Raw genomic sequence first — 12,597 nt, forward strand, 5'->3', positions numbered from 1 at the left:
AACCAGTCTAAGGGAGCTTATTTCCGTATCATCTTCACCATCATTGACATGCGTAGTTAACGGGTAATTCATGTCATATTTCGTTCTTAAATCTGGATCTACAAAAGCATTTTTGACTACTCCAGTAGGCATCCAATCGTAAGATGGATTTGGAGATTTTAAAGGATGATCTCTGCGTTCTCTTTCCTCTAGCTCTATGCTCATGCCTTGTATCCTCGTTGATTTTTATTAAGTTATTTATCAGAACAACGTATTAATTTAGAAGAAAATAGCACCAGGTTAAAAATAAATCAAGAAAAGGTCTTTTTTAAGCGAAAGGCGGTATCAATTATTTTTTGCGTACCGAGTGAGTTTATCATCTCGTTTTAATAAATGGGGTGGGTTAAATTTAAATTGTATGGAGGATTTTAGTACCTTAAAAAGGTACTCTGCAAAGTAAAAGTTAACACTGTTATTTAAAGCATGGCTCTCCGCTTTCGACACACTGTAGTGGTGCAGTGAATTTGTCCACTTAATTAAAACCGTCAGGGTCAGATATTGCGTTTTGCCTTTTGGAGCAAAAGATAAGACCTGATAACCATATAGTAAGTTCTTACGATTCACGTTCAAGCTTAGAATGTATGTTACACAGATAGCTAAAACGAAGCTTTTAAAATGAAACTAAACTACTAAGAACCAGGTCTGAATGGCACTGCATTAAGCTATAAACTAAGTTTTTTCAGTCTGTTACATAACATATTTAATTTTTCATATTTTCTAAAGCAGAATAAAACAGACACTTGGTGAGTTAGACTGAATATGAAATTTATCTCTAACCCCTACCGATTATAAGTTTTAGGCTTAATGCAGTGCCATTCGGGCCAGGTCTTTAATCTTGAATTTTCCTCAATTGAAAGTTGATTTTCTAACTCGCTATGTGCCCCATAGCGACTTAGAAACTAAAAATTTGTGGAGAATATGTCTAAACGAATACATTCTATGTGAAAACGCAAACAGATATTCACTGATCTACTTAGGATATATAAGTCTAAAACAGAAGTAGCAGGCTAAATCGTATTTTCAAGTAAATAATGGGGGAGGTTATTCAGTCGTTGAGTGAGCATAATATAAAAAGCGTACACACCATATACATAGTATGTACGCTTAGCTTTTTAAGAAATCCCTGTGAACATTGAGCTGTCACTCACTCGTACGAATACATGGTTTTTACTATATACCCAATTAAGGGGCTAGGGTTTCAATTTCCGTTGGTTTCGTGAGTGGTAAACTGAATTGCGTTATTTACCACTGTATTTTTCAATATTGGTAAGGTTCACTTGTGACACTGGTAAACCTTACGTTGGGTTATTTATAATCTGGCACAATTTTTTTAATGGTGGTAAACCCGATAATCTACGACACTTTTTACAAATTGGCTTTTCACTGTTAATCGCTTCTTCTGAGGATTTAAAAGGACGATTATTCATCCACAAGGTTTTACCGCAATAAGCCTCCCAAATATGCCCCTGCTGCTTAGAGGTACTTGTTTGATTGTTAATGATACAAGGCATAGATATTTCCTAAAATTCCGTTAATTTCCAGCATTTTTTTAAAACAGACCTTTCCTTTTGTTATTTGCACTTCTTCTGGCAATGTAAGGAATTTCTTTTCAAATTGTCTAAATGTAGGGCATAGAGACTCACTTTCTTGCATAGTTAAAGCTAAACAATCTCTTTGGGATGCGCCTAGTGATTTTGATGTGTCACTGTTTGATGTGAGCAGTTGTATAACGAGGTAGTTATGTTTTACGTAATCAGTATCACATTCAGCAGAATAAACGTTAATAGACACCAAAAGGCTAAGTATTATAAATAGTTTCATCATCCTCTTTTCCCGTTGTTTATAGTTTTTATTGCGAAATGAGAAATGAGGCAAAGAGACAGTGCCATAATAATCAAGACATAGTGAACCCCAAAGAAAAGGCCAAAGAACACAGCAATTATTGCTAATATAAGACTGAACATATTTATTCCTTAAGTACCAATTTATGGTATTTCGTTGTCGTGAACGGTCGTTTACCAATGCTCTTTTTTTGAAAAACGCCTAAATAACATGCTACAAATTATCCTTTATTTTGAAGTGTGACCTTTGCAATATTCATCATTGCCAACACTCGATATAAGACATTCTTCACAAGCCTTTTTTACTATTTTTGAACAAATCGCGCTACTTATGCCAAGCGAGTTTTTTATACTCTCAAAACTAAAATTAGAATGCGTGTGGCGGTTAGTTAAAATATCACCAAACGCCAACCAAACTAAATCAAAATCAACGTACTTATCAGCAGAGTAATCTTCAATCTGAGCGCGTTTAACCCACTCCGCTTGCAGTTGGTTAAAATCATCTTCATCTAACGAGACAATGCCACTACTTAACATTTTGTTGCGTATTTCACTGATTTTATTCATTTTGATATTTTCCTAGTTCATCTTCTTGATGTTTTTGGTTATCTTCATGCCAAAAATCGCAACCATGATTGTTTTCATCAAACCATGTGGGGCATTTGTCTTTATCACAGCTAACCAAACCAACCGCCGCCAGATCGTTTATTACAGTTAGTAACTCTTGCCAATACTCAGGCTTAGTTGCGCTTTTATACCAAAACAACACCCTTGAATGGTAATCACCGCCCCAACTATGATTTGGCGCGGCAATTAAGTAAGTGTTCCAATCACCAGAGCTATCATCATGCTCAAGCTCACAATCATGGTGGATTTTCTTAAGTGCGCTTACACATTGCTGCTTAGTAGCAATTTTTGGAATTTCCGTTTAAATGATTGGTTACTTATATTTTGCAATTAATTTTGAATATGTTTTATATAGATTATTCAATCTAAAAACGCACATACCACCAATTAGAATCCCTACTATTAACGTTATGTAACCAAGTGGGTTTAAATTAAAAATACTTTCATCAGGGTAAGTTTGAAAATTAAATAACATATAACTTGTAAACAGCAATATCACACAAGCGAAACCAGACCAAAATGTAAAGTCATTAAAGGCAAGCGCCTTATATGTCCTTTTAATCTCTTCAATAGTTGTTTTAGCCATGATTTTTTCATTTTCCGTTGTCAGAATTACAGTTCTCCAATTGTGTTAAATTAATTATATTCACAATCTGAGTAATACTGTTGGAAATAATGTATAGCCTCAGATTTTGCTTGTTTTTTCGTTGGTGCATTTACTTCCCATAAACCTAATTTACACTCATAAATGTGTCTACTATTTTCATATTTATAGGTCGAGTTGTTAACAAAAGAACGTAAAAAAAAGAACTGCATATTTCAATTTCCGTTTGATTAAAAGTTACTACCCAAAAACCCCAATTAAGGGGCTAAGGTTTCAATTTCCGTTTAACTTGCGTGGGCGAATTTTTCTGCATAATTAGCGGCAACTAATGTAGCTAATTTTTCCGTTGGTTCACTAAAAGGTGTTCCACCATCAAAAGTAACGCTGCCACCAACAAAAGCATGTTCTCCAATATCAGATGAAAACAATCCCTTATATTGCGAAATAGTTAAATACTCACCCATTGAAAATTCTGATTTAAGGTCTATCTCTCCCCACAAAAAATCAGAAGATTCATTATCAACTGGATCATGAGCTTCAATTTTCAATGGCTTTAAATTAAGTTTATCTAATTCACTTAAAACCATCAAAGTGAAAGGCCATAAACCATTAGGCTTATCTGTCATTATCGTATTCCTCATTTTCCGTTAGACCTGAGCGAGTTCTGAACGCTCGTTAAAAATCGCGCAAGCAAACTCTCTACCTGCTTCTGTTAACGTCCACGCAAGCTTTAATGAACTTGTGCGGTACTTATTCAATAACTTGTTGCTATTAAGCGTGTGCCACATGAATAGCAACTTTGTTAAACTCCGTGGAGAACTAACGCTCTCGCTATGTTTCTTTGCTGAACACAGAAGTTCCAAAAGCCTCTTCCGATTTAATGCCTACTGGCGACAGCTCTTGTGACAAGGTTACTTCAATAGCTTCAATTGTAGGAAGCTTACTTTCTAATTCATCAGGAAGCATTTCAGACAGCTTGTACTCTGCAATGCCAATAGGAGATGTTTTGTTTCTAACTGCATATTCTGCAACTACTCGATTACGCTCTTTACACAACAAAAGACCTATTGTTGGAGCGTCCTCATCGCGTTTAAGTTCACCATCTACCGCAGCTAAATAAAAATCTAGTTGACCAATATCCTTTGGTGTTAGCTTCTCAGCTTTAAGTTCAACAACTACATAGCAGCGCAAATGAAGATGATAGAATAAGAGATCTATGAAAAAGTCATCTCCCCCTACATTGAGATTGTATTGCTGCCCAACAAGAGCAAACCCACTCCCCAATTCAAGCAAGAATGCCGTGACGTGCTTCATTAGTGCGGTTTCTATATCCCGTTCTAATGATTCATCTGATAGACCAAGAAAATCAAAATTATACGGATCTTTCAACGTCTGTGAAGCAAGCTCTGAAGCCGGTTTTGGTAAAGTGGAATTGAAATTATTGACTGCTTTACCCTGACGATTAATTAAACCACTCTCAATCTGATGAACTAACACAGATCTAGACCAGCCGTGCGAGATCGTTTTATTAGCGTACCAAATTCTTTTTTCAGAATCCTTAAATCGTTGCAGTAACACAAGGTTATGGCCCCACGGGATTTGTCCAACAGCCTGTTGGACAATTTTGTTTTCTTTGAAATCAGGCCAAGCAAGAGCAAAAGATCGCATATACATTAGGTTAGAGCGAGAAAGCCCTTTCATATTAGGGAATTCAATTTTCAAATCATTAGCCAATTGCTCGACGACTTTACCACCCCACCCAAGTTTTTTTTGATGATCAAGAATAGATTGTCCGATAGACCAATAAAGTCGGATCAAACTAGCGTTCACAGCGAGAGAGGCTTTCTGTTGTGAAGCTCTAACTTGGTTCTTGAGTGCTGATACCCATTCTTGATAGTCGTTATTTGTTGTTAAATGCATAACAAAATTTCCGTTAATGGTTAGGTTCAATTTTATTTTTTGAAAAATACCAAAAAACAAATATGTTAATTATTGGGAACAGGATAATAGCCAAGGGTTCAATTATCACTATTCCATTCACTGTGTTAACAGGAACAAATAAATATAAACCAAGCATAATCACATAACTGACATTCAATAATATGAACATCAAATAACCCTCGTAAGACTTCCAATTTCTAGCAACATAAAGAGAAGCAACTAGAGCCAATGCACCCGCTAAAATTATTAAAAATATCGTCATGTTTCAGTTTCCGTTGGGGCAAAAGCCCCGTTAAATCACTTTAATCCGTGTTATTAAACTGCGACCTGATCTAAGGTGTGATTTGTTCCACCAAAGTTCATTCTGTTATATAAATCTTTCACTATTGATTCATCCCATAACGAAACTCTGTTGTGAGTGAATTTCACTTGTTCAAAGCGGCGTTTTTCTGCTCTCGTAAGATCAGACCAATACAAGCCATTAATTTTCAACTTAGAATCAAAGAAATTTTGAAGAGTAAATAAACGTTGCAGACCATCAATAACCCATGCAGACATAGGTAATACATCACACTTCAATTCATCGTTTAGTTCTTCATCCCAATCAACAGCGTGAATTGTTAATGAGCCAATAGGCAACTCCATCCAAACAGATTCAATAAATGCTACTTGCTGCTCGTTTGACCAACATAACGGGCGTTGAAAAGGTGGTACAGGATAACCACAAACATACTGATCTGACACACTGGAATCTAAAGCCTTTCCCGCCTCTAATAACTCAAGATGCTTCTCATAGTGGTTCAAATACCATTCCACAGAGGAATCTACATTACGGCCTAAATCGGCTCTTTGTGGCAATCTGTTATTCATAGCTCGTTTCCGTGAATTAATTAGTTGCTAAAATTTCTAACACTTGAGTCTCAAAAGACTCTGCTGAATGTTCATCGCTAAATTCTTCAATAACTAACGATTCACCCTTTTCAAGAACAAAATCATATCCCTCATTTTCAGTCAGTAATTTTGCTTCATCAACTTTCTCAGCGTCAGTTAAATGCTCTTTTGATACGTGAATATAAAAACCGCTTGGATGAACTGCCATGATAAATCCTTAAATTCCGTTGATTATTTATCGCTTACAGAAGCATCCATATTAAATACTTTCAACATCACATAACCCATCGCGCAGATAGCTAACCCTGCAAAAAGAAGTGCATTTGATGTACCTGCAAAAATCCACAAAACTATATTTACTATTGCTGATAAGATTAAAATTGCGCGTATCATATATTATCCCTGTATTTGTCAATTCCGTTAAACGCACAACTTGAAGGCTACCTAAATGCTGGCCTTTTTTGTGTGTTGAAGTAAATTTTCTAGGGCACAATGTGCCCCAAACCGAGCTAGAAAGGCAACTCGCTTTCGCCCCCAAAGCGACTTAGAGTGGTGTAATTATTGGGAAGGAAAAAAGAAAGACCCTCGGGTCTTTTAATTTTAAGGGAGTAGAATTTTCCCTTTAAAATTATTAATACTTATTTACCACCAAGTAAAATATCTGGAACAACAGGAAGAGCAAAGTATTGTGCTATTTTATTATATTGCTTAGCTAATGACTGCACTTTGTCAACACCTTCACCAGTAGCTTTTAACAGCTTGCCAGTTTTATTAGTACCATCTATGCTTTCTTTGATAAAGTCGCTTACGCGAGTAAACTTGTCAATATGCTCTTGTGCCTGCTCTTCACTTTCAACTGTTTTAATATCTTCGAGTGATTGGTTGACTCTACTTAACTCCCTTTCAGCTCTTGGTACTAGAGATTTCAACTCAATATCTTGATTTATTTCAGGGGACTCTTGTAAGTCATCAATAATATCTTCCCCCCAATTCTTTAGGCTAGAAGTTAGTGTTTTTATTTCAACACTTATTGTTACTGACGTTTTCTGAGTGTTATTTTGTAAATTTTCTTGGGCATTATTTTGAGTTATCACAGGACTGGCATTCTGAGTCATTGTATTTTCTATCACCACAGTATTTACTCCTTCCATATTGTATTGTTTTAATCTTTGTTCTGGTTTTTGTATACCATTTAATAATTTAGTCACTGAATATTCTGTATCTAGTACTTCATCATATTGTTGATCTCTATCTAAATTCTGCATTATTCGTTTTTCTATGTTCACGAGGCGACGATAGGAGAGTAAGCTCTCTTTATCAACCATTGGGGATGTTAATGGCAAAAACTCTTCTAGGCCAATATTCTCATGTTGATAAGCATTATGAATTTCAGAAAAATAATTGCGAATTATAGTTAAAAACTCACGTTGCTCCCCGTCAGAAATTTGAATTCGAATTGTTCGATCTTCTTTATCTGCAGTTATAATTGCTTGGCTTCGTAATATACCATGACTTAATAAAACACCATTGCGCCAACTTTTTCCATCAACCCTATACTCATTACTTTTAACAATAAATCTAGGCATTAATTCGGGTGGCATATATCCTTTATATTGGTATATAAAATCAATTCCATCTTTTATTTCTGGGCTTATAAGGAGTTCTGTAGGTAATAGATCTGGTATCAAATATTTCGAATCTAGGCTGGTTTGGATATAATAACAAAGTTCAAATTGTTCCATGACTTTCATTAAATACTGGGTTTTATTACTATATCGTCCATCATTCCATTTCTCTTCAAGTATTTTTTCAGCTTCAAGCCTATTAATCACTCCATGTTTTTTTGATAATGTGTCTGAATTAAGAAGGGTATATATTCCTTCAGTAATCCAACTTGGATTTAGTACTTGTGTTTGCAGTTCTAGTAATTCATTAAAATGGATAACTAGTCCAAGATCATGCAGAAGGTTTAATAATATTACCTGTATTTCTTTCTTCACTACTCCATTTTTTTCGCATAATTCAATAAATATATCGTAACTGATATGGTCTTTTGTAATAGACCATTCTTCGATCTGCTCTTTAACTGAAGCCCAATTTTTTGCTAACAGAAATTTACACATTTCCATTTTAGCCACTTCTTTAATTATCTCCTCTTGTAATAATTCAATACCTACATTTTTTTTACAAGAAGTTCGATAAAAACCAACTATCTGAGGGTATTTTTTTTTGAGAGTTTGCTCTGCTAAATTATTATCATAATGTTCATCAACTTTATTAGATATCATAAAAATAGGGGAGTCTTTACTAACTGCCAACACCTGCTTCAACCATTGCTCAGGATTTTCATCTTTACGTCCATCTAGTACAATTAAATATATACAGCGCTTAGATAAAAATATTTGATGCGTGGCCCTCATTATCTCTTGTCCGCCAAAGTCCCAGCAATGAACCTTTATATCTGAATCGTAATGGCTCACAGGCCAAGGCCTAATAGCAATACCATCTGTTTTATCTTGTTTTGCATCAAAAGTATCATCGATAAAGCGATTAATTAATGAAGTTTTACCAGCGGCTCCTTCGCCAACTAGTACTAGTTTAGCTTCATTAAGTTGCTGAGTTTCTCCTTGCAAAGAATCAAAATAGTAATCTACAACGGTGTTTCCTTGATTTATTATTTCTAAGGGGGGAGATATTATTTTATTCCCGGATAGAAGGATTTCTTTTAGTGCATCATTTTCATTTTCAATTTTGTGAGAAAATACAAAGTGACTATTTTCATTTATTGATAATTCGAGCCCTAAAGATGTTATTTTTTCTGATAAAAAGCTGATATTGCAATCTTTAGCATTGATACTTATTAACTTAGGCAACCCACATAAGCAATCTAAGCAAGTAACTAAAGTTCCCTTACAATCTACCCGTATTAAATTGCTTAAACTACTTAATGTATCTAATGAACTTATTTTTGTTCCCCAAAATGAAACCTGTTGTAGGTTATTGAGCGAAGCAAGTGGTTGCAGGCTATCAATATCATTATTGCCGAATGCTAATGTGGTAAGTTGCGTTAACCCCTCAATACTAGACAAGCTTGTAATGCAAGTAGTCCAACATAATAGCGTTGTTAATTTCGTCATTTTAGATATCATTGATAGGCTCTTTATTTGTGAGCCGCCAACATTGAGATATGTTAATGAACTTAAATGCTCAATGCCCTCTAATTCATTTACATTTGATAGCTGGCATGAAAAGCTTTCCAGATAAGATATTTTTCTAAGCGGCAACAATGACTCTATTTTAGATCTCTCTACATTTAAACTTATTAGCCCCTGAAAGTTATCTATACCATCAAGGCTAGTTAAATTCCCTCCTCCCAAATCAAGCTTTTTTAACTTTGAAAAGTGGGCTATCGTTTGTAATGAGCTTATTAAACAGCCGTTTATATTAAGGACCTCTAATTCTGTTAACTCTATATCCCCAAGGAAGTCGACATCAAGACCTATAATAGAAATACTCAAATGAATTAAATCACCTGAGTTATTTAATTCATATATATCTCTTGAGTAAATGTCCCTACCAGGTTCATGAGCGATAATAAAAGCATTAATAGTATCAATAACCTCTTGAGCTTTTTTGTTCGGTATTTTTAATGAATCTTTGGAAATTAAAGCGCTTTGCATATACAAGGAAGCCTATATTAAGTTCAAGTTGTTAATCATTATTTATGAGGTTACTTTTCCATGGCATATTTATCAAACAATAAGACTCATAAGTATGCGTTAATGCAAGAAAACATATCGGGAAAATCCAAAGGAGGTTAGTAAATTTGGCCATGTTTTTAGAGGTCGTACTTAAGATTTCCTAAGTCGCTATGTGCCCCTTAGCGCCTTAACAAATCTATTTGAGGCTTGTAATTAAAGATAAAAGACCTCCTTCACTGCTACACATTATTCTTCTTTGTTAGAAAATGCCTATAGCCACAACCCCAAAAGGTTTAAAATATACGCAGTGCTCAATCACCTAATAACCCACTTTGGCATGCTTTCAACAACTGTCCTGCCAAATCATCATCATTAATCGCACGTGATATGGCAACGCCACCAATTAGGATCACCGCTTTTTGTAAAGCTTCTGCTAACTCTAATGGATGTTCATGATCCTTATTTTCAACTAAACGATTAACAAAACCTTTAAATACTTTTGTATAAGCATCGCGTACTTGTGTATCACGTTGAGTAATATCGGTAACCATAAAAGCTAAAGGACAACGAACAAACTCTCCTTCTTTATGGTTTGTACTTAAATAGCTTTTTACAAAAGCATCAGTAGGAGTATTTGAAAAAAATGTCGTAATTTCGCTTGCTGAATTCATAACAGCTTCTGCGTATAAGTCAGATTTTGACTTGAAGTGGCTATAAAATGCACCTCGAGTTAATTCTGCATCAGCCATGACTTCATTGATACCTACTAGCTCATAACCATGCAAAGAAAATAATTTAGCTGCACTACGCAGAATTCGTTGTCTTGTTAATGTTTTATGATCAGTTTGCCATGCCATATTTTTACTCTCTTTGATTACTTTTTATCACATTAGGGAATGTAGTCTGGCACAAAATTAAAATATGTTCTTGAACATATTTTAACTACAAATATGATAGAGCTAAACCCATTCAAAAGAGTTAACTCAATGACAAATAAACCCCATATTTTTGGCCCACAGTTCAGCACCTTTGTTCGTAGCGTAATGCTTTGTTGTGAAGAAAAAGAAATTGAATACAGTATCGGACTTTCATTAGACAATAAAACGATTGAACGTAAAAGCGAAGCTCACTTCGAAATCCATCCTTTTGGTAAATTCCCCGCACTCATTGATGGTAAGAACAGAATATTTGAAACCGCGAGTATTTGTCGATACTTGGATGAAAAATATTCTGGTATTGCCTTGCAGTCTTCTAATATCGATGAAAAAACAATAGTTGATCAATGGAGTGCAGCAATTTCTACCTATTTAGATAAGATACTAGTAAGAGACTATTTATTAGAATTTGCTTTTCCAAAAGGTGAAAATGGAACAATAAGAATGGAAGTATTAGCAGAAGCAGAACCTCAAGTACTTCAAGCTTTAAATAAATTGGAATTATTAATCGAAAATAATGATTTTATTTGCGGAAAACAATACAGCATAGCCGATGCGTTATTAACGCCTATGTTAGATTATCTTTTCTTTCTACCCGTTAAAGATCGTATCTTCCAATCAGTTCCCAAACTGAATAATTATATTCAGCGTATGCAACAAAGGCCTTCAGGCGTAAAAGTATTAACCCATCAAGCTAAATAAGTAAATCCAATTAGCTTTATTTTTACTTTCAATAATACAAACAAGGGAAACAGTTAACGAGCGAGTCAGAATAGCAACTCGCTTTCGCCCCCATAGCGCCTTACAACACCAAAAAAATATGTTACCTACTATCGTAAAAACGAAATTGCTTCATTTGGCTATTTAGGCTTGAAAAGAGCACTAAAGATGAAAAGCGTTTTATGCTCAAAAGCGTCATTAAAAAACAAAGTTTTCCATCCGCTATTTCAGGTGAATATCGATTGGTTAACTGCTGTTTTTAAAACATTTGTCTTAGTTTGATGATGAAACAGTTATTTATGTAATAAAAAGCCCCTACTTAACATAACAGTAATTTTGTGCACAGATCCTACTGGTGTTGATATGAATGAATATAAAATCCATCGCAATCTCCAGTTTCACCATACTTAAGATTATCCCAATATTTAGTCATATCTTTTTTTAAGTGGTAATTATGATCTCGCCAACCACAAAAAGTTACTTCACCTGATTTGGTAATCCAAGCGTATTTAAAATATCGATTTCGTTTTAAGGTGCGGATATTCTCCTGATTTAAAGGCAAGCAAACAACAATAAGTCGTTCATGTCCTTTAATTTTCTCAAGACGCAGATCTACGATTTGAGAAAATTTATGGCAATATGCAGGACCAAATGATTCTCCGGAGCGGTTGATCATTCTAAATATTTCTGTTTTATTTGTGGATAACTGAGTTAAGTCTAGATCTTTCTGGCAGGAAGTTAGTGACAATAGTGCAATCAAAGTAAATGCGATTCGGGTAAGTTTATAAAATATAAAATTATTCATAAGTTTATAATATCAATGATATATTAAAAAATAAATGTTATTTAGTAATAATCTTATCGCATTTACCATAACACCCACGCACATCCAAAAGGTACCTGAACGGTCTTTTTGCTTTTATAGCGCCTGAGATTTCCTACTTTAATTTTTATAAACCAATTCACCGTAGATTTTAAATTAAGACAACCTTAAATAGTTACAGTGTAACTTTCTATATTTAACATAAGCGTCATTTTGTGCATCTGTGTTCTGTAATACGGTTTATTATTATTAGAAAGACAATCACAAGCGATTTTTTTAAAACTCCTCACGCATCGATTATCAAGGCCACTTTTTTAGCCTGATGTAAATATATAGTAAGATGACCTTTGTTCATGTAATCAAAAAGGTAATGATAATAATGGAAACAGACAATATTCAAGTTAAGCCCATTTTAGATCCTGATACCGGTTTAACTTTGGATTTATATTTTATTAATGGCAAACAGTGTCAACGG

16 protein-coding genes are annotated in these 12,597 nt (G+C 34.6%); 1 reads left to right on the forward strand and 15 read right to left on the reverse strand.

Annotation, left to right across the window (positions count from 1 at the left end; translation table 11 throughout):
- The 14 genes from CXF74_RS22705 to CXF74_RS19420 form a co-directional block, all read right to left on the reverse strand.
- On the reverse strand, positions 1-204 hold a 204-nt coding region (locus CXF74_RS22705; protein WP_232772594.1), incomplete at its 3' end, for a hypothetical protein.
- Positions 205-1,334: 1,130 nt separating this feature from the next.
- Positions 1,335-1,550 carry a hypothetical protein gene (locus tag CXF74_RS19360; protein WP_101084176.1) on the reverse strand — a complete coding sequence of 72 codons (216 nt, stop codon included), beginning with the start codon at positions 1,548-1,550 and terminating at the stop codon, positions 1,335-1,337.
- Positions 1,534-1,863 (reverse strand): hypothetical protein, encoded by a 330-nt coding sequence (locus tag CXF74_RS19365; RefSeq protein WP_157822464.1) that lies wholly within the window; start codon positions 1,861-1,863, stop codon positions 1,534-1,536. The genes CXF74_RS19360 and CXF74_RS19365 overlap by 17 nt, the downstream gene beginning before the upstream one ends.
- Before the next feature lie 245 nt (positions 1,864-2,108).
- Positions 2,109-2,447 (reverse strand): hypothetical protein, encoded by a 339-nt coding sequence (locus CXF74_RS19370; RefSeq protein WP_101084178.1) that lies wholly within the window; start codon positions 2,445-2,447, stop codon positions 2,109-2,111.
- Positions 2,440-2,646: a hypothetical protein gene (locus tag CXF74_RS19375; RefSeq protein ID WP_157822465.1), complete on the reverse strand. Its 207-nt coding sequence runs from the start codon at positions 2,644-2,646 to the stop codon at positions 2,440-2,442. Before CXF74_RS19375 ends, CXF74_RS19370 begins: the two co-directional genes overlap by 8 nt.
- 174 nt (positions 2,647-2,820) lie before the next feature.
- Entirely contained in the window at positions 2,821-3,093 is a 273-nt protein-coding gene (locus CXF74_RS19380) for a hypothetical protein (protein ID WP_101084180.1), read from the reverse strand.
- Positions 3,094-3,395: 302 nt separating this feature from the next.
- Positions 3,396-3,737, reverse strand: coding sequence for a hypothetical protein (locus CXF74_RS19390; protein ID WP_101084182.1), 342 nt, complete (start codon positions 3,735-3,737; stop codon positions 3,396-3,398).
- 205 nt (positions 3,738-3,942) lie between these two features.
- On the reverse strand, positions 3,943-5,031 hold the full coding sequence (locus CXF74_RS19395) for a PDDEXK nuclease domain-containing protein (RefSeq protein ID WP_101084183.1): 1,089 nt from the start codon (positions 5,029-5,031) through the stop codon (positions 3,943-3,945).
- 13 nt (positions 5,032-5,044) lie between these two features.
- Entirely contained in the window at positions 5,045-5,314 is a 270-nt protein-coding gene (locus CXF74_RS19400) for a hypothetical protein (RefSeq protein WP_101084184.1), read from the reverse strand.
- A gap of 53 nt (positions 5,315-5,367) precedes the next feature.
- Entirely contained in the window at positions 5,368-5,922 is a 555-nt protein-coding gene (locus tag CXF74_RS19405) for a DUF262 domain-containing protein (RefSeq protein ID WP_101084185.1), read from the reverse strand.
- Positions 5,923-5,938: 16 nt separating this feature from the next.
- The gene (locus CXF74_RS19410; RefSeq protein WP_101084186.1) at positions 5,939-6,151 is read right to left on the reverse strand and encodes a hypothetical protein; all 213 of its coding nucleotides are present in this window, start codon (positions 6,149-6,151) and stop codon (positions 5,939-5,941) included.
- A gap of 23 nt (positions 6,152-6,174) precedes the next feature.
- On the reverse strand, positions 6,175-6,336 hold the full coding sequence (locus CXF74_RS22050) for a hypothetical protein (RefSeq protein WP_157822466.1): 162 nt from the start codon (positions 6,334-6,336) through the stop codon (positions 6,175-6,177).
- Positions 6,337-6,581: 245 nt separating this feature from the next.
- Positions 6,582-9,623, reverse strand: a complete 3,042-nt coding sequence (locus tag CXF74_RS19415; RefSeq protein WP_101084187.1) for a COR domain-containing protein — start codon at positions 9,621-9,623, stop codon at positions 6,582-6,584.
- A 332-nt stretch (positions 9,624-9,955) separates the two neighbouring features.
- Positions 9,956-10,501: a TetR/AcrR family transcriptional regulator gene (locus CXF74_RS19420; RefSeq protein WP_101084188.1), complete on the reverse strand. Its 546-nt coding sequence runs from the start codon at positions 10,499-10,501 to the stop codon at positions 9,956-9,958.
- A 129-nt stretch (positions 10,502-10,630) separates the two neighbouring features.
- On the opposite strand from CXF74_RS19420, the gene CXF74_RS19425 reads away from it, so the two are divergent.
- Entirely contained in the window at positions 10,631-11,281 is a 651-nt protein-coding gene (locus CXF74_RS19425; protein WP_101084189.1) for a glutathione S-transferase family protein, read from the forward strand.
- Between the two features lie 367 nt (positions 11,282-11,648).
- Here CXF74_RS19425 and CXF74_RS19430 read toward each other — a convergent pair whose 3' ends face one another.
- Positions 11,649-11,975 (reverse strand): hypothetical protein, encoded by a 327-nt coding sequence (locus tag CXF74_RS19430; RefSeq protein WP_198552928.1) that lies wholly within the window; start codon positions 11,973-11,975, stop codon positions 11,649-11,651.
- Positions 11,976-12,597 lie beyond the last annotated feature (622 nt).

This window comes from Psychromonas sp. Urea-02u-13 (assembly GCF_002835995.1).
Classification (GTDB): domain Bacteria; phylum Pseudomonadota; class Gammaproteobacteria; order Enterobacterales; family Psychromonadaceae; genus Psychromonas.